At 38.3% G+C, this 22,583-nt stretch carries 19 protein-coding genes and 1 riboswitch; of the genes, 6 read left to right on the forward strand and 13 right to left on the reverse strand.

The annotated features are described in order from the left end of the window. Position 1 precedes the first annotated feature (1 nt). Entirely contained in the window at positions 2-3,100 is a 3,099-nt protein-coding gene (locus tag I6F45_RS10415) for an efflux RND transporter permease subunit (protein ID WP_010553194.1), read from the forward strand. 85 nt (positions 3,101-3,185) lie between these two features. After that, complete coding sequence (gene msrA, locus I6F45_RS10420) at positions 3,186-3,722, forward strand: peptide-methionine (S)-S-oxide reductase MsrA (protein WP_165721049.1); 537 nt, start codon at positions 3,186-3,188, stop codon at positions 3,720-3,722. Positions 3,723-3,825: 103 nt separating this feature from the next. Here the strand turns inward: msrA and I6F45_RS10425 are convergent, their stop codons facing one another. The 3 genes from I6F45_RS10425 to I6F45_RS10435 form a co-directional block, all read right to left on the reverse strand. Then, the gene (locus tag I6F45_RS10425; protein WP_024609009.1) at positions 3,826-5,655 is read right to left on the reverse strand and encodes a TonB-dependent receptor domain-containing protein; all 1,830 of its coding nucleotides are present in this window, start codon (positions 5,653-5,655) and stop codon (positions 3,826-3,828) included. 37 nt (positions 5,656-5,692) lie between these two features. Then, positions 5,693-5,876, reverse strand: a riboswitch (cobalamin riboswitch). 63 nt (positions 5,877-5,939) lie between these two features. Further along, the gene (locus I6F45_RS10430; protein ID WP_197160407.1) at positions 5,940-6,725 is read right to left on the reverse strand and encodes an ABC transporter substrate-binding protein; all 786 of its coding nucleotides are present in this window, start codon (positions 6,723-6,725) and stop codon (positions 5,940-5,942) included. Between the two features lie 201 nt (positions 6,726-6,926). Continuing rightward, positions 6,927-7,409 (reverse strand): YajQ family cyclic di-GMP-binding protein, encoded by a 483-nt coding sequence (locus tag I6F45_RS10435; protein WP_007377833.1) that lies wholly within the window; start codon positions 7,407-7,409, stop codon positions 6,927-6,929. A gap of 152 nt (positions 7,410-7,561) precedes the next feature. Here I6F45_RS10435 and I6F45_RS10440 point away from each other — a divergent pair, with 152 nt between their 5' ends. Together I6F45_RS10440 and I6F45_RS10445 are read left to right on the forward strand one after the other, a co-directional pair. After that, positions 7,562-7,915, forward strand: a complete 354-nt coding sequence (locus tag I6F45_RS10440) for a VanZ family protein (protein WP_007581666.1) — start codon at positions 7,562-7,564, stop codon at positions 7,913-7,915. Next, complete coding sequence (locus tag I6F45_RS10445; RefSeq protein ID WP_197160411.1) at positions 7,908-8,810, forward strand: ketopantoate reductase family protein; 903 nt, start codon at positions 7,908-7,910, stop codon at positions 8,808-8,810. The genes I6F45_RS10440 and I6F45_RS10445 overlap by 8 nt, the downstream gene beginning before the upstream one ends. A 40-nt stretch (positions 8,811-8,850) precedes the next feature. On the opposite strand, the gene thiI is transcribed toward I6F45_RS10445, so the two are convergent. Together thiI and I6F45_RS10455 are read right to left on the reverse strand one after the other, a co-directional pair. Then, the gene (gene thiI / locus I6F45_RS10450) at positions 8,851-10,308 is read right to left on the reverse strand and encodes a tRNA uracil 4-sulfurtransferase ThiI (RefSeq protein WP_024590024.1); all 1,458 of its coding nucleotides are present in this window, start codon (positions 10,306-10,308) and stop codon (positions 8,851-8,853) included. Between the two features lie 322 nt (positions 10,309-10,630). After that, entirely contained in the window at positions 10,631-11,323 is a 693-nt protein-coding gene (locus tag I6F45_RS10455) for a TetR/AcrR family transcriptional regulator (RefSeq protein ID WP_197160413.1), read from the reverse strand. A gap of 198 nt (positions 11,324-11,521) precedes the next feature. Here I6F45_RS10455 and coaD point away from each other — a divergent pair, with 198 nt between their 5' ends. After that, positions 11,522-12,013 carry a pantetheine-phosphate adenylyltransferase gene (coaD, locus tag I6F45_RS10460; RefSeq protein ID WP_197160415.1) on the forward strand — a complete coding sequence of 164 codons (492 nt, stop codon included), beginning with the start codon at positions 11,522-11,524 and terminating at the stop codon, positions 12,011-12,013. 35 nt (positions 12,014-12,048) lie between these two features. On the opposite strand, the gene I6F45_RS10465 is transcribed toward coaD, so the two are convergent. The 8 genes from I6F45_RS10465 to argC form a co-directional block, all read right to left on the reverse strand. Beyond that, the gene (locus tag I6F45_RS10465) at positions 12,049-12,555 is read right to left on the reverse strand and encodes a hypothetical protein (protein ID WP_165727580.1); all 507 of its coding nucleotides are present in this window, start codon (positions 12,553-12,555) and stop codon (positions 12,049-12,051) included. A gap of 104 nt (positions 12,556-12,659) precedes the next feature. Next, on the reverse strand, positions 12,660-13,172 hold the full coding sequence (locus I6F45_RS10470; protein WP_197160417.1) for a hypothetical protein: 513 nt from the start codon (positions 13,170-13,172) through the stop codon (positions 12,660-12,662). A gap of 1,557 nt (positions 13,173-14,729) precedes the next feature. After that, entirely contained in the window at positions 14,730-14,942 is a 213-nt protein-coding gene (locus tag I6F45_RS10475) for a hypothetical protein (protein WP_197160419.1), read from the reverse strand. Positions 14,943-15,206: 264 nt separating this feature from the next. Beyond that, positions 15,207-17,072, reverse strand: a complete 1,866-nt coding sequence (argH, locus tag I6F45_RS10480) for an argininosuccinate lyase (protein ID WP_197160420.1) — start codon at positions 17,070-17,072, stop codon at positions 15,207-15,209. A gap of 49 nt (positions 17,073-17,121) precedes the next feature. Beyond that, positions 17,122-18,324: an argininosuccinate synthase gene (locus tag I6F45_RS10485; protein ID WP_007581653.1), complete on the reverse strand. Its 1,203-nt coding sequence runs from the start codon at positions 18,322-18,324 to the stop codon at positions 17,122-17,124. Next, positions 18,321-19,253, reverse strand: coding sequence for an ornithine carbamoyltransferase (locus I6F45_RS10490; RefSeq protein WP_024592295.1), 933 nt, complete (start codon positions 19,251-19,253; stop codon positions 18,321-18,323). The genes I6F45_RS10485 and I6F45_RS10490 overlap by 4 nt, the downstream gene beginning before the upstream one ends. Positions 19,254-19,260: 7 nt before the next feature. Next, positions 19,261-20,028, reverse strand: a complete 768-nt coding sequence (argB, locus tag I6F45_RS10495; protein WP_165727586.1) for an acetylglutamate kinase — start codon at positions 20,026-20,028, stop codon at positions 19,261-19,263. Next, positions 20,029-21,039 carry an N-acetyl-gamma-glutamyl-phosphate reductase gene (argC, locus tag I6F45_RS10500; RefSeq protein ID WP_197101131.1) on the reverse strand — a complete coding sequence of 337 codons (1,011 nt, stop codon included), beginning with the start codon at positions 21,037-21,039 and terminating at the stop codon, positions 20,029-20,031. A 224-nt stretch (positions 21,040-21,263) separates the two neighbouring features. On the opposite strand from argC, the gene argE reads away from it, so the two are divergent. Beyond that, positions 21,264-22,424: an acetylornithine deacetylase gene (gene argE, locus I6F45_RS10505; RefSeq protein ID WP_197160421.1), complete on the forward strand. Its 1,161-nt coding sequence runs from the start codon at positions 21,264-21,266 to the stop codon at positions 22,422-22,424. Positions 22,425-22,583 lie beyond the last annotated feature (159 nt).

Genomic DNA, 22,583 nt, shown 5'->3' on the forward strand with positions numbered 1-22,583 from the left:
CGTGAAAATTACAGATACTAGCGTCAAGCGCCCCGTTTTTGCCATTGTAATTAATTTACTGCTTCTTACTTTTGGACTGGTTGCGTTTACTATGCTGCCACTTCGTGAATACCCGGATATTGAAACGCCGATTGTAAATATCAGCACTGAATACACAGGTGCTTCTGCCGAAATTATAGAAACCAAAATAACGCAAATAATAGAAAATCGAATTTCAGGTATTGAAGGTATTAAAAGTATTAACTCTTCGAGTCGTAATGGACGTTCAAACATTACCATTGAGTTTGATATTAACCGCGACATAGATGCAGCATCTAACGATGTACGCGAACGTGTAGCACGTGCACTTGATAGTTTGCCGGATCAGGTACGCCCGCCAGAAGTATCTAAATCAAATAGTGATGAAAGCCCAATCGCCTGGTTTGTATTAAACAGCGAAACAATGGACTCGTTACAGCTCTCTGATTACGCGCAGCGTTTTATTGTTGACCGCTTAGCCGTAGTAGATGGTGTATCTAACGTACGTATTGGTGGTGAGCGCCAATACGCCATGAAAATTTGGCTTAACCGCCAAGCAATGGCCGCACGGGGTATTACCTCAAGCGATATTGAAAATACACTGCGTACAGAAAACGTTGAGTTACCGGCTGGCGAAATAGAATCTATAGATCGTGACTTTACCGTGCGTACTGCCCGTAGTTATAAAGATCAGCGCGATTTTAAAAACCTGGTAATTAAGCGTGGTGATGAAGGTTACTTAGTACGTTTAGGTGAAGTTGCCGATGTACGTTTAGAAGCTGCCGATGACGAAAGCTTATTTCGTGGTAACGGGCGTAATATGATTGGCTTAGGTATTGTAAAACAAGCTAAAGCAAACACACTAACCGTAGTAGATAACGCACGCAGCGAACTTGAAAAAATCAAACGCAACCTACCTGAAGGCACTACAATTCAAGACAGCTACGATTCGTCTGTATTTATTAAAGAGTCTATTAATGAAGTTTACAGCACACTTGCCATCTCTATGGGTTTAGTCGTACTCGTTATATTTTTGTTTTTAGGCAATATACGAGCAACGCTTATCCCTGCGGTCACCGTACCGGTCGCACTTGTTGGTAGCTTTATGTTTTTGTTGGCAATGGGCTACTCAATTAACTTACTAACTTTACTTGCCTTAGTACTGGCCATTGGTTTAGTAGTAGATGATGCCATTGTAATGCTTGAAAATATTCACCGTCGTATTGAACTGGGTGAGCCGCCGTTACTAGCTGCATTTAGAGGCGCGCGTGAAGTAGGTTTTGCTATAGTAGCAACCACGCTTGTACTAATATCGGTGTTTGTGCCATTAGTATTTATGGATGGCCGTATAGGTGCATTATTTACTGAGTTTGCTATGGCGGTAAGTGCTGCCGTATTTTTCTCAAGTGTTACAGCACTAACTCTCGCACCAGCCTTGTGCTCTAAAGTACTTAAAGTATCAGACAAACCAAATAAATTTAGCCAATGGATGGACCGCCAGTTTACTAAAATTGAAGTAAGTTACCGTAATTCACTCTCCACCAACATAACCCGTAAATGGGGTTTAATGGTGAGCTTATTATTAGCTGGCTTTGTTAGTTACTCGTTGTTTTTACAAGTTCCCTCTGAGCTAACGCCAAAAGAAGATCGTGGTACGTTCTTTATTATGATGAGCGGCCCAGAAGGCGCAAGTTACGAAAATAACGCCGCTAATATGGCTAAAATTGAAGAGCGCTTAATGCCTTACTCGCAAGCCGGTGAGCTAAGTCGTGTACTTGTCCGAGTGCCTGGCTGGGGTGGCAGCGGCGGTGTTGCGATTGTGGGTATGGCCGATTGGGATAAACGCAAACGCTCAACGTGGGAAGTAATGGATGAAATAAGCGGTAAAATGCAAGAAGTTACCGATGTTCGTGCATTTGCCATTATGCGCCGTGGTATTGGTGGTGGTGGCTCATCTCGCCCAATTGAGTTTGTACTGCAAGGTAATGATTACGCTCAACTAGCCGATTGGCGTGACCGTATAATTAAGCGTGCTGAACAAAACCCAGGTTTAGTAAGAATCGATCATGATTATAAAGAAACCTTCCCGCAGTTTTTAGTCAGCATAGATAAAAACAAAGCTGCCGATTTAGGCGTTTCGGTATCTGATGTAGGCCGTACACTAGAAACAATGCTTGGCCAGCGCCGTGTTACGACCTTTATTGACCGCGGTGAAGAATACGATGTGATTTTAAAAGGAACAAAAGAAGATTTTACCAATCCTACTGATATTTCAAATATATACCTTAAATCACGAAGCGGTGAACTAGTTCCACTTGATAGCCTTATCAGCTTAAAAGAAGAAGCAACCGCGTCGCGCTTAAACCGTTACAACCGTATGCGCGCAATTACATTAAGCGCCAACTTAGCCGACGGTTATACCCTTGAACAAGCGCTTAACTTTTTAAACGAGGTAGCCGCGCAAGAAAACGATATAGATGGCGCAGTAGATTACAAAGGCGAGTCGCAGCTTTATTACGAAGGCGCATCAGCGATGACCTACGTATTTATACTTGCACTCACCGTTACCTTCTTGGTACTTGCTGCACAGTTTGAAAGCTTTATGCACCCATTTGTAATTATGCTTACCGTACCGCTTGGTTTAATGGGCGCTATGTTTGGGCTTTGGGCTACAGGGCTTACCTTAAATATTTACAGCCAAATAGGTATTGTCATGCTCATAGGCTTAAGTGCTAAAAATGGTATTTTGATTGTAGAATTTACTAACCAATTACGCGACAAAGGCGTTGAGTTTAGTGAAGCAATACTACAAGCGGCTACCCAGCGCCTTCGCCCAATAATAATGACCTCACTAACAACCGTTATGAGCTCTGTTCCTTTGGTTTTTGCTTCAGGCCCCGGCGCCGAAAGCCGTATGGTAATTGGTGTAGTTGTGTTTACAGGGGTTATTGTATCTACCCTGCTGACTCTTTTTGTTGTACCTGCTGCGTATTATGCTCTATCGAAAAATACACAGTCACCTGAGTTTTTACAACAAAAGCTGAATAAACAAGCTGCTGAAAAGCCTTTCGAAGAGATCTAATCTCTTTATTGCGCCGTAACCTTGTTGTTGCGGCGCATACAATTTATGCTCGCCTTTAAACTCCATATACATTTTAGGAATACTTATGAGCTCAACAACGCAAGTAGCAACATTTGGTGGCGGCTGTTTTTGGTGTATAGATGCAGCATTTAGACGTGTAAATGGCGTATTAGATGTGAGTTCTGGCTATACCGGTGGCGAAACCGACACCCCAACCTATAATTCTGTATGCTCTGGCACAACTGGGCACGCTGAGGTTGTTAAAATTGAATTTGATACTACTGTAGTTAGCTTTGAAACACTTTTAGCAATGTTTTTCACTTTGCATGATGCTACACAATTGAATCGCCAAGGTAACGATATAGGCACACAGTACAGAAGCGTTGTTTACTATCACGATGAAGCTCAACTAAAGCAAACCAATGAAATGATAGCTCAACTGCAAAGCCATGTGAGTGAGCCCATTGTGACAGAAGTCAGCCCTGCCACTACGTATTATCCAGCAGAGCATTATCATCAAGATTACTATAACGAAAACCCACAGCAGGGTTACTGTAGTATTTTAATAGCACCTAAATTACATAAGTTTGAAACCGTATTTAAGGAGTTCTTAGCTGACTAGCTAATTTGAGTAGTTAAATTGATTAGTTAAATTGATTAGTTAAACTTAGCTACACATTAAAAAGCCCGACATAAGTCGGGCTTTTTAATATTAATAAATACCGTTAAAACTGGTAGCTTGCGCCTGCAAAAAAGCGACGCTCTGGAGTGTTGTAGTAATACACTTCACCCGTTGTAAAATCAGTATTTGAATCAACAGCGTTATACTCTTTATCAAATAAGTTTTCTACACGAAGCGAAACTTCAATATGCTCATTTACTTGATAATTACCCGCTAAGTTCCAAAGCGTGTATGATCCTAAACGCGTCACAGCACCTTGTCGGTCGCTACGGTATTGCATGTCTAAGCTTGCATCAAAAGCACCAAACTGTTTTGCAAGTTCCCAGTTAAAAGTACGTTTAGCAACATTACGCAACTCTGCGCCCGTTTCTTCGTCTTCAGCGCTTAAGTAAGCAAAGTTAAGGTTGCTATCAAAACCAAAAAACTGCTGAGATAAGCTAAATTCAACCCCTTCGTAGCGTGCTTCATTCAAGTTGATAGGAAAAAAGTTAGAATCTAAAGATATCTTATCTTCAATATCATTTCTAAAAATAGCAACGTCAATACTTGCTATATCAAAATCTACATTTAACCCAATCTCTTGATTTAATGATTTCTCAGGCTCTAAATCAGGATTAGATGAAGGTGGAAAACCAGGAAAAGCCGGAAAGTATAAATCGTTAAATGTAGGTGCTTTAAAGCCAGTGCTTTGGCTTATGCGGAACGTGGCGTCTTCAGATAAATGATAACCCGCAGCGGCTGTATATGTTGTTTCATCACCAAACTGTTCATCATCGTCTTGGCGAATTGTTAAATTAGCTAACACTTTTTCAGCATTGTAATAAGCCCCAACAAATACAGCTAATACATCACGCTCTTGCATATCATACTGCGTTGAACTGTGCGATACATCATCGTTGTACCAGTTAACACCACCGCTAATATTAAGCTCTTCAGATAGTATATATTGACCGTTATAATCAAATTGCACACGTTTAGTTATAAAATCATTTACACCAAATGCTGAGGTATCGTGAGAATCATCTGTTGAAATAGCAATATCAATACTGTGCGATTGGTTAGTGTAGTTTTTACTCCAACCTGCAGAAAGCTGATAGTTTTTAAAATCACCTGTTTCTATAGTACTTGTGGCTGGACTAAAGCGACTGTCGTAATCTGCATAGCCTTCACTGTATTGGCCTAAAAACTTAAAGTCGCCGTAATGTGCATCGGTGTAGTTTATTTTAAAACCAAGGTTTTTATTTTCATAGCCATCTTCATCTGGTGCTACGCCTTGCAGTGCATCAAAGTTATCTGTTTTTTCAAAGCCTGCGTTAAATGCTGTTGTTATATCATCTGATTTTACAGAGCCTGCAACTTGATAATTTTGATAAGAGTCAGAACCAAATGTAGCGCTTAGGGATAAGTTATCCGACTCACGCGTAATAATATTAATAACACCAGCAAGTGCATCAGAGCCATAAACAGCCGCGCGAGAACCCTTAATAATTTCAATGCGTTCAATACTATTTAAAGGGACATTATTTAATGCTTTTTGACCAAGTGTTGCTGAGCCTGTACGTACACCGTCAATCAAAATTAGCGTATCGCCAGAGCCAGTACCACGAAGTGACACACCTGTATTTTGGCCAAAACCACCGTTTGGATTAACCTGAAAACCAACTCGCGTGCTTAATAAGGTTGGTAAATCGCGTACGTTGCTTGCTTCTATTTCTGCACGCTCAATAACATTTACACTTGCTAAAACGTCATTGATTGATTGCTCAAATTTATTAGCTGTAACGGTTATTTTTTCAATTGATTGCTCTGCGCCAGACACAGAAAATGAAAGCGCAGCAGAAATAGCAACGCCTAAAGTTGTTTTGTTTAACATGATGTCCCCTACCTTTGCCCACCGCAAAGATTTAAGTAAGTAAGATTGCATCAAGGCCGGTCTCCGGACTCAGTAAGCACATCAAAATATGCAATACTTTACCGTTGCGGGGGCAGTGTTGGGCTTGTAGTCATCATGAAAACGCACCAACTTCCCGATTATCCTGCTAAAAAAATCATTACATGAAGTGGCTAGCAAGCACCTTGAAAATATGTCGCTATTGTGAGTATTTTGTTTACAAATGTCAATGGACGTCTATACAGCTAAAAACCTTTAAAATGCAGTTAGGGGCTAGTATAGTTTGAAGAAACGCCATATTTATCAAGTAGCTTCTGAAGTTGTATTTGTGCAGTAGGTAAGCTTAGTATTTCATCCATTTTATGACTAGTGATCTTATTTGATTTAGAGTTAACTAAAAAGTGCGTTTTATAAACGGCATCTGGTACGTTACTTTTATAGAGTAAATCCATATTAAAAGTATTTTGATTTTTAAAATATTGGTAAGCAATATTATTTAAGACGCCTACTTCCGCGCGCTTTAATAGCAGCATTTTAACCACATTGAATTCATCAATGGTTAAACTTACTTGATGTTCCTCACTTAAAAATTCGGCATCTGTATTAAATCCAGCAAATTGATACGAGTACCCCAGAACCCCAACCTTTGTTAATGACGTAATGTCGTCAAAATAAGCTTGCTCATTTGTATTTTCTTTAAGCGTATAAAGCTCATTTTTGGTAATGGTATAAAATTCGGTTTTTTCAATGTTTTCTTGCGCTGATAGTGGGATCCATTGCAGTGCCATTAAAAATAAAACATCAAAATTATTTTTTTCAACTGACAAAGCAAGCCTTTTTACAGGTAGAGAATTAAGTACGAAATTAAACTCCTGCTGTGCTCCGTTTAAAATCTTAATAAACTCAGGAGCAAAACCCTGTTTTTTTTGCGCATTAATAATAATGGGAAAGTAGCCATCTTCAACCAGTACATCAATATCAACTGTTTTTGATAAGCTTGGTTTGGTAAATGTAAGCAAAACAAATAACAAAAATAATTGATGACGTTTCATTTTAATACCTTCTAGTGTGAAGTACTTAATTGCATGTGATTAAATATAATAGCTTAAATATCAAAAAGGAGATTAATACATACGGGAGTATCTAGGCAATAAAGAGGGATAATAGTGAGATATTTAAAAAGAGTAAGTAGCTTCAATCTGTCTGTAAGTATAAACAGATTAAAGCATGCTTAATTTAAAACTATTTATTAATTAATCGCGGAAATTTTTAAACTGAAAAGGCTGACCTAGCTCAGCACTGCGCACTACTTGCATAGCCTCTTGAAGATCGTCACGTTTTTTACCCGTTACACGTACTTCTTCGCCTTGGATAGCAGCTTGAACTTTAACTTTAGAGTCTTTAATGGCTTTAACTACTTTTTTAGCCATGTCCTTTTCGATACCCTGCTTTAAGCCAACGTTACGAAATACATTTTTACCTGCACGGGTAATATCTTGAAGCTCTAAGCTTGATACATCCATACCACGCTTAGATATTTTGTTAGCTAAAATATCAAATAATTGCATAACCTGAGAGTCTGCTTCAGCTTTAAGCTTAATTGTTTTGTCATTTAGCTCAATAGATGCATCAACGCCTCTAAAGTCAAAGCGAGTCTCTAGCTCACGATTTGCATTATCAACTGCGTTTTTAGCTTCGTTCATTTCTACTTCAGATACAATATCAAATGAAGGCATTGGTTTGCTCCTAACTATTTAATCTTAATTTTATGTGGTAATTATAACGCTAAAATTATAAATCTTTACATTTTTCTGCATCTTGTTCAGGTGCGATATTAAATTAGTTTGATATACTTGCGCCTCTTTTTTAAGCGATTTTAGGATTTGTCGTGACAAGGCGTGTTTATCAAGCAATTTTTTTAATCAGCATAGTAGCTTTTACCTTTTTATTTGCCAAAGAAATAAAAGGTGGCGTTGTAAATTTATTTCCTCATGTTGATAAAGTCGCCCATTTTGGGATTTTTTTTATACTAGCCATAATAATGGATAAAGCGTTTAAGCTTCCTTTATATGCGCAAATACTTTTATTGGCAGGTTATGGCGCCTCTATAGAAATAATGCAAGACGCACTTCCATATAGGCAAGCATCACTCGGTGATTTTTTTGCTGATTTTGCAGGTGCCGCAAGCTACTTTTTACTTAGAGTAATTTTTACACCTCGAAAAAAGAACCCATATGGCTAATATTTTAATTGTCGGCGATGGTGCTATTGGCTTGTTACTTAGTCATTTTCTAAGTGCGTCGCATAATGTCAGTGTTTTAACTCGCAAAAGCCCAACAAATACCCGTTTTTATAGTCGAGGTAAGGGTGCATCTAAAAAAATTGACGCACACTTTATTGCATTAAATCAGCTAAATAAAGCGGCTGAATTTGATGTTGTTTTATTTACCGTTAAAGCCTTTCAAGTACTTGATGCATTTACGCAAATAAAGCCATTTTTACCAAATCATTGCTCTGTTGTACTTTCGCATAACGGAATGGGTAATGTTGATGAGGTAAATAGCCAACTAAGCACTCACCAAGCACTCTACTTTTTAACGACAAGCATAGCGGGCTTTAAATCAAACCAATACATTGTGCAGCACACTGGTGAGGGACAAAGTGTTATTGGTGCTTGTAATGAATTAGCTTTTCAAAATAGCGCGCCAATAGCTGATATTTTTAAAGTGATACCCAGCCTAAAGTTTACTAATAACATTCAGCAGCTTCGTTTTGAAAAACTACTCGTAAATATTGCCATTAACCCATTAAGCGCTTTAAGTAATGTAAAAAATGGTGAGTTACGCGCACCTAAGTACAATGCTATAATTTTTAATGCACTCACTGAAGCATGCAATATAGCAAAGGTACAAGGGCTTAATATCCCATTGATTAAAGCACTTAATACCGCTTATAAAATAATGGAATTAACGTCTGACAATTACTCTTCAATGCAGCAAGACGTCGCGCATTGCAGAGAAACTGAAATATCAGCTATATGTGGCTATATTAGCCAACAAGGCAAACTTCGCGGTATTCCTACACCTTACAACGATGAGTTGTTTGTCAAAATTCAGGCAAAAAAAAGCGTGGTATAAACCACGCTTATATAAATTCTTAACTTTAAGACGACAAACCTTATGGGCGGTAAACTTTTACCGTTTCAAAGCCTTGTTCGTGCAGCATAAGTGCCTGTAGTTGGCTCATTACGCCTCTGTCACAATATAAATAGTAGTCAGTGTCTTTTGGTAAATCACCAAACTTAGTAGCTAAACGGAAGAACGGCAAATGCACCACTTCAACACCATCGATTTCTAGCGGTGCAGCTTCTTCTTCCTCTGGTGAGCGAATATCAACTACCACAGAGCCTACAGGTAAATCAGCAACCGATTCAGCTTCTTTAAGTTCTTGTTTGGCTTCAACGTCAATATCACGCACATCCATTATGCGTGCGTTGTTTACAACGGTATCAAGTACATCAAAGTCGAACTTTTCTTCTTCACCAAGAATAACGTCTATTTTGGCTTTAACCGTTGGCTTTTTAGAAATAACACCACAGTATTCAGGCATTGTTTCTGCCATTTCGGCCGTACCAATTTGACGAGCAATATTAATAATTTCTTGCTTATCGTGTTGAATAAGCGGGCGTAAAATAAGCGTTTCAGTAACACGGTCAATCACGCTTAAATTCGCTAATGTTTGACTAGATACTTGGCCAATACTTTCGCCAGTGACAAGTGCCTGAATGTTTAACTTTTGCGCAACCACACTACCCGCGCGCATCATCATACGTTTAAGTACAACACCCATTTGGCTGTTTTCAACGTTTTCTAAAATTTCAGCAACAACAGGTTCAAAATCAACCGTTACAAATTTAACTTTATGTGTAGAGCTGTATTTTTTCCATAAGTAGTAGCTTGCTTGCTTAACGCCAATTTCGTGCGCTGCGCCACCTAGATTAAAGAATAAAAAGTGTGTGCGTGCGCCTTTACGAATCATTTGGTAACTTGCTACACCAGAGTCAAAGCCACCCGACATAAGCGAAAGCACATCTTCTTGAGTTGGCAGAGGAAAACCAGCCATACCAAAATGTGTATGAGAAACAATGTAAGCTTTATCGTCTTTTACTTCTAAGCGTATTGTTACTTCTGGGCGGCTAAGCTTTACGCTTGCGCCTTCAATATGCTGATTTAATCCACCACCAACATAACGCTCTAAATCAGTTGAGGTAAAATCGTGTTGCCCTATGCGCTTAGCACGAACACAAAAGGTTTTACCTACAATAGTATGACCAACTAAAGCGATGGTTTTTTGATAAATATCATCAAGAGTTTCGAATTGTGTTTCGGTTACTTCAATAAATTGAACAATGCCAGGGATGCGTTTAAGGCTATCGATAAAATCAAGGCGAACTTGCGCGTCTTCAAGTTTTGTAACAACTGAAATGTTATCCCAGTTATTTCTTACTTGTACTTTTTCGTCAACACGGCGCAATACAATTTTAATGTTATTTTCTAACACTTTAGTAAAGCGTTTACGGACTGAACGGCTTTTAATGGCTATTTCAGGATGTAGTTTGACGATAAATTTAAGCATAGTTCACTCTTAGACTGCGGGAATTCGCGCTCCCAGGCATTTGGCGCGGGATTATAGCAAAAAATTCAGCGCCTAGGAAACAACCTATTACTATCGATTAAACTACAGCTAGGGCCTGTTTATCTTTCGAGGTTAAATTTGCAGCAGTGTGTTTGGTATTTAGGCAAGGCAGAGCCTATAGTGTGGTTATTCCCCATAAATAGGCGATAACGTAGCATAAATACCAAACAAGCGCTGCCCAAAGGGTTCAGCCTAGGGGCGATTAACTCTTTGTTGCTCGGTTTTTACTTAGCCCACTAGGTTACAAACCTCGCGTCGCGATTTAATCGCCCCTAGATTGAACAAATTTTAATCCTGAAAGGTCAACAGGCCCTAAGGCTTGTTGCGCTAATTCAGTATATTTTTCACGTAGCAGGTTCATTTTATCAATGCTTTTATCGGTACTGTACGCTCTAAATAATGTAAGTACTTTTAAAATGCCATGATATATATCTTGCTCAGCAAGCGTACCACTTGGCCTACGGGCTTTAATATAAGGCGTCCAAAAACTAACCGTTAACTTTAGTGTATGTGCTAAATCAATGACATCTTGCCCATCAATAGCAATCATTTCACTGTCGCGAAGTCCTAAAATAATTTTACGAACTTGCTCTAACAACTCTAACTGAAAATCAATATAAGCTTGTTTTAAATCAGCATCTCTAGAGAGAATATCCCCGAGATTATCGTAAAAAAAATGATAGCGCCACATCAGCTCAAATAACGAATCTAGGTAAGCCGTTAAATGATTAAATGCATCATCATCTTTATTAATAGGTTTAAAGTGAGTATTTAAATGATCGCGATACAGCGCAAAAATATGACGGATAATGTCTTCTTTATTTTTAAAATGATAATAAAGATTACCCGGGCTCATCCCTAAGTTTGATGCAATATGATTTGTCGTTATTGCACGCTCACCATTTTCGTTAAACAACAAAATACTGGTGTGTATTATTTTATCCTTGGTATTCATATGCTAATACTCAAATTATCTATAGGCTACATTACACTCAAAAGAGGTAAACAGTATAAACAAATATGAATCATTAAAACACTCCCACCATGGACTGACCTGTTTAAAGAAAGTAAGTGTTTATATGCTTTTTTAGCTAGGCTGCTTTGTGGCATAAACACTGTTAAACTAGCGCTAAAATAATAAATAGTGAACATTATGAAAGTTATTGCAATTTACCCTGGCACCTTTGATCCACTAACTAATGGGCACACAGACCTTATTCAACGTGCAGCTAAAATGTTTGATACTGTATTAGTTGCGGTTGCTAATAACCCAAGTAAAAAACCCTGCTTTAACCTTGAAGAACGTGTTGAGCTTGCAAATACTATTTTAAGCCACATAGATAATGTTAAGGTAATTGGTTTTTCTGGTTTATTGGCTGACCTTGCGCGCGATCACAATGCTAATGTGCTTATTCGCGGTATTAGAGCGGTATCTGATTTTGACTATGAATTTCAATTAGCTAACATGAACCGCCGCCTGAACCCCGACTTAGAAAGTGTATTTTTAACACCCGCAGAGCGAAATTCATTTATTTCATCAACACTCGTTAAAGAAGTAGCTCGCCACAATGGTGATGTAAGCGAGTTTGTAGACCCTGTAATTGTTAAAGCTCTAAAAACTAAATTGGGCTGTGGTGCCAGTTAATAATAAATAAGGCCTGTTAGCACTGAAATCCATTACTAATAGGCCCTTTTATTAAACACTTTATTTAGCTTTCCTTCTAACCAAGTAAGTTTTAAAACATCTTTACCTATAAAGAAAACTAAAACCATGGTCAAATCTGTAAAATTTATACCTACTATGTACACCCACCAGAACCACCAAAAATCATAATGGTGCATAACATCATTATCTATATACATTGCAAAAAATAGTAAGGTGTTTATACCTAAACCAAATAATAAATAAATGTATATGCTGCTAATCTTTATAAAAAAACCAGATAAAATAATAACAAATAGAGTAATAATATCGAATAAGAAAAAATCGAAGTAAGTTATTGCGTCCATATCAATAAACATACTAGAAGAGTAAGAAAGTGCCATGATGAAAGATAGCCAAACAATGCTTTTATCTGCGCTATTTATAGAGCTTACTAAAGAATATAAAAAAGCCATCAAAAAGCCCCACTGTACAAAAACACCTATATAAAACGAGATATTTGTATTTAAAAGTAGCTCAACCATCTTACTCCAACACTAGATAAAAAATTATTATACCGCTTTACATATTACGGCAACATCAAATAAAGGCACAAAATCACTCTTCTTTTAAGTTGAGCTTTACTGCCTCAGCGATCTAAACTTAACTTTCTAACACATCTTAAAAGCTTGTTTAAGCCTAAAACATCCTTATTGATGATTAATACCAATGCCATTGTAAAGTCGACAAAATACATTCCAAAAATATAAACAGTCCAAAACCACCAATAGTAAAGAGTACCTGCAATTTCAATATCGTAGTGCATACCTAAAAATAAACATGCATTAATAAAAAGGCCTACAATTAAATAGGAGAAAGAAATTGGTACTAATTTTTTATATATAAATCGCCAAAGTATCAGGGCGCTAATAGTAGCAAGATCATAATAGAAGTAATTTAGGTGAGGATTTTCAATAAGTGGATCCATAAAAAGACTAGATATATATGAGACCATCATTATAAATGAAAGATGCGTTCTACTTTTATCATTTTTATTAATACTCGCTGATAGGTTATATAAAAATGCGATTAGGAAGAACCATGTAAATAGTATTGCTACGTTATATCCTAAATCTACCAGAGCCCAAAGTATGTCAGCCATCAACTGTCCTTTTCAAACTAGTAATCAAACCATTTTTAAATTTCATCAAGTATAAAAAATCTTTGTTTATAAAAAATATAGCTACCATTATAAAATCAGCAGCGTTGACCCCTATTGCGTAAGCATTCCAAAGCCACCAGTAGCTTGTATTATTTGATATATAGATGTCGTAATGCATGAGAAAGTGTAGAGCTGAGTTTATAGCTAAACCAGTAATAATATATAAATAGGTAATACCATCATGCCAGAGCCGCCTAAGGGAAATAATAACTAGGAGAGTTAAAATATCGGAAAACAAAAAATCTAGATAAGTTACCGTATCCAGATTTGTAAATATACTAAATGAATATGAAATACTCATAACCAAAGACAAATACACTCTTTCTTTATTAGGCTTATTAATCGAATGAGCAAGGGAGTACAAAAAGGCCATAAGGAATCCCCATTGTACAAATGCACCTATGTACAAAGAAACTGTTGGGCTAATTATGAGTTCACTCATTATTCTTAAGATTTTTTTTATTCAAATTAATAATTTTTAAAGGCGACATTTTTATAAGATTTTTATTAAGTATTAGCGAGAGCATCATCAATACATCTATTAAAGTACTCCCAACAGAATAAAAACTCCAATACCACCACTCATCTAAGTGGTAAAGAATATATAGATCGTAATGCATTACTGATGCGAGGAGGCTATTAATGACTAAACCTATCAGAATAAAATTGGTACTTGGGCAACATTTAATAAAGTCAATTTTTATAAAAAAGAGTATCGCTACTATGGTAAGAAAATCATATAAAATCCAATCTAAATAAGGAGCATTCAATATAGTAAAGTATCCACTTAAAAAATATGAACACAACATAATGCTTGATGTAATAAGAAGGGATTTATTTTTAATATTGACACTAGATACTAAACAGTACAAAAAGGCCATTAAAAAGCCCCATTGTGTAAAAGCATTTATATAATCCAGAAAAGCACCAGTTAAGTACATTTTAAACTAGGTTACTTTGTGGGTATCGTTTGACTTGAAGTAGCTGAGGATTTTGTTCTTTAATTTATGAAGACCGAGGAAGTCTCTGTCTAAGATTAAAACAACAATCATAATAAAGTCTATTAAATTAACTGTATATGTGTAGGCATCCCATAAAAACCAAGCTTTTTTATTCTCAAAAATGTATATGTCGAGGTACATACAAAAGAAAAAAGTTGAGTTTATAGACAACCCAACAATTAAATATAAGAAAGACGGAGTTGTTTTACCAATAATTCTATAAATACATGTGAGCGCAGCAATAGTGATAACATCATACAAAGCCCAGTCAAGATATATTGAATCTCTCATAGATAGCCATGTGTAAAAATAATCAGACAAGGTGTAAGATATCATCATGACAAATGAACTGAGCAACAGAGTTGTACCTCTTTTTACATCTAATGAGTATACAAACACGTTGAAAAAGAATGTCATCAAAAAAGCCCACATCGTAAAAGCAGACAGTGAGAACAACCCAAAAAGCTCAGTTAAAATCATTTAAAACCTTAAATTATTACCTTGGTCTGGTAGGCACCGTACCAGTAGGTACTACCGTACCACCACCACGCTGTAAATCAGTACTCGCAGCAGCCATCGCTTCTTGAGAAAAGCTTACTGTATCAGATTGCAGGGTTTTAGGGCTAGCAGTTTGTTCCATTGCAGGCTTTAATTGTTGTGTTTTGTTGTATGCTTGCATTTGTACTTGGCTATTAGCTGAAACTTGCATGTGATTGATCCTTGTAAAAGTTTTAATTATATTTGGTGCAACTTTTAACCACATTATTATGTAGATAAATGCATCACCTGTTTAAAGTAGTGATAGCTATTTTGCTATCTACCTTAAACAAAGCAACCAATGTGCCAACTTTTTTGACACCTTAAAACTCACTCAAAACATACTTATATAATCAAACCAAACAGCTCCGACCAGTTTACTACAAACATAAAAAAACGCACAGGGATAACCGTACGTTTTTTGTATCCAGGGAGTTTAAGCTACGTATTTACACGGGATCTCCGCACGTGTACTTAGCTTCAAAATATATTCCATTGCTACTTCGTCACAATTTTCTTTACGAAGGCATAATTCACAATCTTTCATTACTTTTTCAGGCAGGCTCTCTTTAGAGCAAAACGTAAAACGCTGTTTTTCGAAAAAGTCAGGGACACGTGTTAATACGATTACCCTATTTAGCGCCAATTTTTTGGCTTTAACTAATAAGTGCTCAACTAACTGCCTACCCTGCCCTGAAACAGCGCTTTGTGGGTCTATGCCCAATGAGCGTATTTCAGCAAGACCAGTATCGTATATATACAACGATGCACACCCAGTTACTCTGCCGTTAATTTCAGTTACAGCAAACTCATTTATAGAATGCACCATATCACTTTTAGCACGCGGTAGGTTTTCGCCTACGGTTGCCCAGTGCTGAACCAATTTAGCTATTGATTCAACATCATCTAAGTTGGCATCACGAACCGTTATTTGCTGTTTTTTTTTCGCTTCTTTTATTGCATTTGTTACTTGCTCAATAGACGTGCCGCCAAGCGCTTGACGTGCTTTTATACACGCGTCAATTTCAAGTACCGGATAAACATCATCCTCAAACACGTCGCTTACAGATTTATATTGCTCAAGCGAAAGATCTTCAAGTGTTTTGCCTTCGCTAATAGCAAGCTGTACCAGCACACCTACAATATGATGGCCTTCTCTAAAAGGTACGCCTTTAGCAACAAGGTAATCGGCAAGTTCGGTGGCATTTGCATGCCCTCCTTTTGCTGCAGCAAGTGTCTTATCACCGTTTACTTTAACGCCTTTAATACATGCTTGCGCCATATGAATACATGCAAGCCATGTTGGCATAGCGTCGAACAGGCCTTCTTTGTCTTCTTGCATATCTTTATTGTATGCAAGTGGCAGCGCTTTTAACGTCATCATCATAGCGCTAAATGCACCAAACACACGTCCGGTTTTACCGCGAATAAGCTCGAGTGCATCAGGATTTTTTTTCTGAGGCATGAGCGATGAGCCTGATGTTACGTTATCAGCAAGCTCTATAAATCCGGCTTCACCCGAATTATAAAAAATCAGATCCTCTGACATACGAGATAAGTGAATCATCGAAATAGACGCACAACTTAAAAGATCTAACACAAAATCACGATCAGATACGCCATCAAGGCTGTTTTTTGTAGCCGCTGTAAAACCTAGCCCATGCGCTAATGCTTGGCGATCAATCGGATAAGCTGTACCTGCTAATGCACCACTGCCTAATGGGCAAAAATTCATGCGCGCTTTAGCATCTTGCAGGCGGCTTTCATCACGCTCTAGCATCTCTACATACGCCATACACCAGTGGCTAAATAATACTGGTTGTGCGCGCTGTAAGTGCGTGTAACCTGGTAATATTGTGCCAAGCTCTCGCTCTGCAAGCGCTACAAACTCGCCTTTAAGCTGTGCAATAGCATCTAGTAAATGGTCAGCCGTATCACGGCACCATAATCTAAAGTCGGTGGCAACTTGGTCATTACGGCTTCGGCCTGTATGTAATTTTTTAGCTAAATCACCTACTTTTTCAATTAGAGCTGCTTCAACATGTGAATGAATATCCTCTGCACCTGAAGTAGCTACCGCTTGTGGATCTGCTTTAACTTCTTCAAGCAGCTCATTTAATGCAGCCACTAATCTTGTGTGCTCGTCACTTGAAAGTACACTTACCTGTTCAAGTGCACCAGCCCATGCCACAGAGCCAATAATATCTTGCTCTGCTAACTGGTAGTCAAAGGGAAGAGAGTCGTTAAATTGCTTAAACGCCTCATCTGGACCCGTAGAAAAACGTCCGCCCCATAATGCCATGAAATCTCTCCAAACCCTGTAGTGCCCCTTTTATAAGGGGCGTAATAAATTACTTTTTAGCGAGTGCTGAAATTCTGCTTGAAAGCGAGAATAAACGAATAAAGCCTTCAGCGTGTGATTGGTCGTACACATCATCTTCGCCAAATGTAGCAAATGCTTCGCTGTATAAGCTATTTGGTGACTGCTTTTGAACTGCAGTTACTTGGCCTTTGTATAGCTTAAGTACCACTTCACCTGTTGCCACTTTAGAAAGTGCTTCTGCACCGGCTAAAATAGAATCTTTAAGAGGCGTAAACCAACGGCCGTCGTATACTAAATGCGAGAACTCGCCACCGAGTACTTCTTTCCACTTACGGCTTGCTTTATCAAGCACTAGCTCGTCAATGGCTTGAAGCGCTGCCATAATGACTGTGCCGCCTGGCGTTTCATAACAACCGCGTGACTTCATGCCAACTAAACGGTTTTCTACAATATCAACACGTCCAACACCATGAGGCGATGCAATATCGTTTAATTTAACTAAACAATCGTAAGGTTTAAGTTCTACGCCATTTACAGCAACCACTTCGCCTTCAACAACTTTTAATGTTACTAGTTCTGATTTATCTGGAGCTTGCTCTGGAGAATTAGTCCAAGTCCATACTTGTTCAGTTGGTTGACACCATGGGTCTTCAAGCTCACCACCTTCGTGCGAAATATGCCAAGCGTTAGCATCACGGCTATAAATTTTTGTAGCAGATGCTGAACACGGAATGTCACGCTCTGCTAAGTAATCAAGTAATGATTCACGGCTCGATAAGTCCCACTCACGCCATGGCGCAATTACTTTTAAATCAGGGGCTAGTGCCGCAAAACATGATTCAAAACGAACTTGGTCATTACCTTTACCAGTACAACCATGAGAAAGTGCATCAGCACCTACTTTACGTGCAATTTCAACTTGTGCTTTAGCAATAATTGGGCGCGCCATAGACGTACCTAATAAATAAGTACCTTCGTAAATTGAGCCCGTTTTAAGTGTTGGGTAAATGTAATCACTTACCATTTCATCTTTTAAGTCAACTACGTAACATTCAGATGCACCAGAGGCAATTGCTTTAGCTTCTACGCCTTCAAGTTCTTCAGCGCCTTGACCTACATCTGCAACAAACGCGATTACTTCACAGCCGTAGTTTTCTTTTAACCATGGCACGATAGCCGACGTATCAAGACCACCAGAATAGGCTAAAACGACTTTTTTAATTGAACTCATAGGTGTTCCTTAACAAAATTTGGATTTAGTAATGTAACTAGCAGAGCATTTTGCGCATGCATGCGATTCTCTGCTTGTTGAATGATTTTTGATGCTGGACCATCCATTACCTCAGAGGTAATTTCAAATTCACGGTGTGCCGGTTGGCAATGTAATACCGTAGTCGCACCTGTTTGATCTAGCAATGCCTGGTTTAATTGATAAGGCATGTATTTTTCTTTTACTTGCTCAAGCGGCGTTGTATCACCCATTGATACCCATGTATCTGCGTATACAACGTTTGCACCAACTGCAGCTTCAACTCTATCGCTCACCATGACTGATGCGCCATTCATTGCTGCAATTTGCTCTGCTTTTTTAAGTATTTGTGAATCTGGCGAACACCCTTTTGGTGTTACAGCAACAAAGTCAGTACCTAGCGTTGCGGCAAGTAACATCAATGAATGAGTTACGTTATTGCCCTCACCTAAGTAAGCTACTTTAAGCTGACTCACATCGCCATGTACTTCTTGAAGTGTTAAAAAATCAGCAAGTGCTTGGCAAGGGTGGTACAAGTCACACAAGCTATTTACCACAGGTACCGATGAATATTCACCTAACGTGGTTAATGTGCTGTGCTGATTTACACGCGCCACAATACCGTCGGCCCAAGTAGAGATATTAAGTGCAAAATCTTTAATTGATTCACGTGCACCCATAGCGCCATTTTGCTGATCTAAATAAACAGCATGACCACCAAGGCGATTAATACCTATATCAAACGATAAACGTGTACGTAAACTTTGCTTTTCAAACAATGTTACGATTGATTTACCCGATAATACTTGGCTGTATTTTTCTGGCTTTGCTTTTATATCTTGCGCTAACTTTAATAAATTAAGTGCGCCTTCTTGGTCTAATTCTAAACCCGTTAAAAAATTCTCAAACATAATAAACCTATGGTGTAATCTTTGTTCCGACATGCTCACCTTGCAGCAGAGCAGTTAAATTTTCTGGCTTTTGCCAGCTGGAAATATACACACCGCGTCGTAAATGTTGGGCAGCGTGAAGGCTGGTCTTAACTTTGACCTCCATCCCGCCCACAATTACTCCATCTGTAATTAAAGTATCAATGTGTTTTGTGTCAAGTTGATGTAACGGTTGTTTATTTGCGTCAAGTACCGCTTCTACATCCGTCATAAAAATTAGTTCTGCATTTAAATTACTGGCAATAGCCGCTGCAGCTTCATCTGCATTTACGTTGTACCACAAGCCTTGTTCATCAAAGCCGATAGAGCTAACAATAGGTAAACGAGAAATTCTAAGTAAATCATTGATGATAGAATCGTCGTTACTTGTGCATTTACCCACTAAGCAAAGCGCTTTTAATTTTTGGGTTGCAGTCACACCCGCCTCAAAAAGACTTAAGCCGACAGGCTTATGCCCTGCGCTTATAGCTTGAGTCATTAATTGTTTATTAGCGCAACCTGCAAGCGCACCTACTATATAAGGCATTTGCTCTGCTGGACTAATACGTAAACCTTGGTGTTTAGCACTAGCAAAACCCGCTTGCTTTAGCCATGTATCTACTAAAGAGCCACCGCCATGAACAATGACAAACTCATCATTTTTTTGCTCGCTTAGCACATCAAATAACGCTTTTGCTGCATTTTCTGTATTAAGTACTGCACCACCGAGTTTAATAACCCACGTTTTTTTACTCATTTAAAACGCTCCTTTTAAGCCCGTAGTGTGATCTAAATTCATAGAAATATTAATACACTGCAAAGCTTGTCCAGCAGCGCCTTTTAATAAGTTATCAATGGCAGACATTACAATTAACTGCGTGCCTTGTTGCTGCCAACCAATATCAACAAATGGTTGCTTAGCAACACCTTTAATTGAAGGTATTTTATCGCCTAACAAACGAATTAATGGTTCGTTAGCAAGCACTTGATAAGCCGATGCAACGTTTTCCTTGGTAACGCCAGGCTTAAGTTGTACATAAATAGTTTCTAAAATACCGCGCGCAAAGCTACCTAGATGCGGTGTAAATAATACTTTGTGGCCAAGGTGTTGTTCAATTTCAGGACCGTGGCGATGGTTAAACAAACCATAAGGTGCAAGCGATACCTCACAAAAATGTGTTCCTACACTCGCTTTACGCCCGGCACCCGTAACACCCGAAACGGCATTAATGATAATACTTTCGCTGCTCAATAAGCCTGCTTGTTTAAGCGGTTTAAGTGCATTGAGCGCCGCTGTTGGGTAACAGCCTGCAACAGCAATTAGCTTTGCGTTAGCGATAGCATCACTGTTCCACTCTGCTAAACCGTAAGCCGCTTCATTTAAAAGCTCTGGGTGTTGATGCTCAAAACCATAATAAGTAACGTAATCATCATTATTTGCTAGGCGATAGCCACCAGATAAATCAAATACTTTTTTACCCATAGCTAAAAATTGAGGCGCTAAATCAACACTTACTTTGTGATCGGTACATAAACACACATAGTCAGCATCACTTTGAATGTCATCAAAAGCTGATGCACTAAGAGGAAGTAAAGGACAATCTAGTAAGCCAAGGTGCTCTGGGTATAAATCACTTAGTAATTTATTTTTATCTAAGCTACCCTCAGATACATAACAGCCTGTTAAGGTAAGGTTTGGATGATTAGCAACTAAGCTTGCTAACTCTGCGCCGCTATAACCGCTTGCGCCAATAATAACTACATTCATTGATTACTCGTTATTTTTAAATTTACTGCTAAATATATATGTTGTTCGCTTAAACTAGCTAAGACGCTAAATTAAGACTTAATTTAATGAATTTGTAGATTATCGTCGCATTATTTTCATAGCTTTACTTTAATATATTTATGCTTAAAAAGTGAATTGATATTCATCATAAATACTTTTATATTGTTATGCAATTAAATTGAATAATAATTTTGGATTTTTTTATGCCTTTGCCTTCGTTTATTTCTATGTATCAACAATTGATTGCAGCCCCTTCTATTAGTGCAATTGAAGACAGCTTGTGTATGAGCAATAAAAACGTAATTGAACTCCTTGCTAGGTGGTGCGAAACACTCGGTTTTACGTGTGAAATTATTGAATTAGAAGGAGGTAAAGGCCGCTTTAATTTATTAGCAAAGCGTGGAAAAGGCGATGGCGGGTTAATGCTTGCGGGCCACACAGATACAGTGCCTTTTGATGACAGCCGCTGGAACCACAATCCGTTTAAACTTACCGAACTAGACAATAAATTGTATGGGCTGGGAAGCATTGATATGAAAGGATTTTTTGCTTTTGTATTACAAGCGATTAGTGAATTTGATGAAAAGCAGCAAACTCAACCTATTTTAATACTCGCCACTGCCGATGAAGAAACAACTATGGCAGGTGCACAGCAAATATGTAAGCACCCTAATTTAAAACCTGCACGCTGTATAATTGGCGAACCTACTGATATGACACCAGTATTTATGCACAAGGGCCATATGAGTACAGCAATAAGAGTGGTTGGTCGCTCTGGGCATAGCTCAGATCCCGAACGTGGCCTTAACGCCATTGAAGTAATGCATAAAGTGATTACAAAATTGATGATCTTAAAAGAGCAATTAAAGCATAAGTATTCAATAAATCACTTTGAAATTCCTTATCCAACATTAAACTTAGGTAATATTCATGGTGGCGATAATGCGAATAGAATTTGTGGTTGCTGTGAAATGCATATAGATATGCGCCCATTACCAGGTTTAAGTGTACAAGAACTACAAGCATTAGTGCTTGATGCAACAAAAGAGATAAATCAGCAATACCCAAATGCGGTGAGCGTTATTGATTTACATGAACCAATCCCGGCATTTAGTGGTAGCACCGACAGTGCTTTAGTTAAAATGGCTGAAAAAATAGCGGGGCAGAAAGCGGTCGCGGTAAATTATTGCACTGAAGCGCCGTTTATCCAACAACTCGGTTGTGAAACAATCGTAATGGGCCCAGGCTCAATTAACCAAGCGCATCAGCCTGATGAGTTTTTAGCGATGGAAAAAATAAAACCATCACAACAAATAATCACCAATATCATAAAAGCAAACTGCTTTAGCAATCAGAGTTACTAACTGCTTATAACAACACAAAATAATAAAGGCGCCAATTGGCTGTCTCTTATACACAAATCCCTGCTAAGAAATTAGCGGGGATTTTTTTGAACTAAATCTCAATGTCATGATCAGATCTTCAAATCTTATTTGAGGGCACATTATGATTAACGAACATAC

The sequence above is a fragment of the Pseudoalteromonas sp. SWYJZ19 genome (assembly GCF_015864375.1).
GTDB classification, from domain to species: Bacteria; Pseudomonadota; Gammaproteobacteria; order Enterobacterales; family Alteromonadaceae; genus Pseudoalteromonas; species Pseudoalteromonas arctica.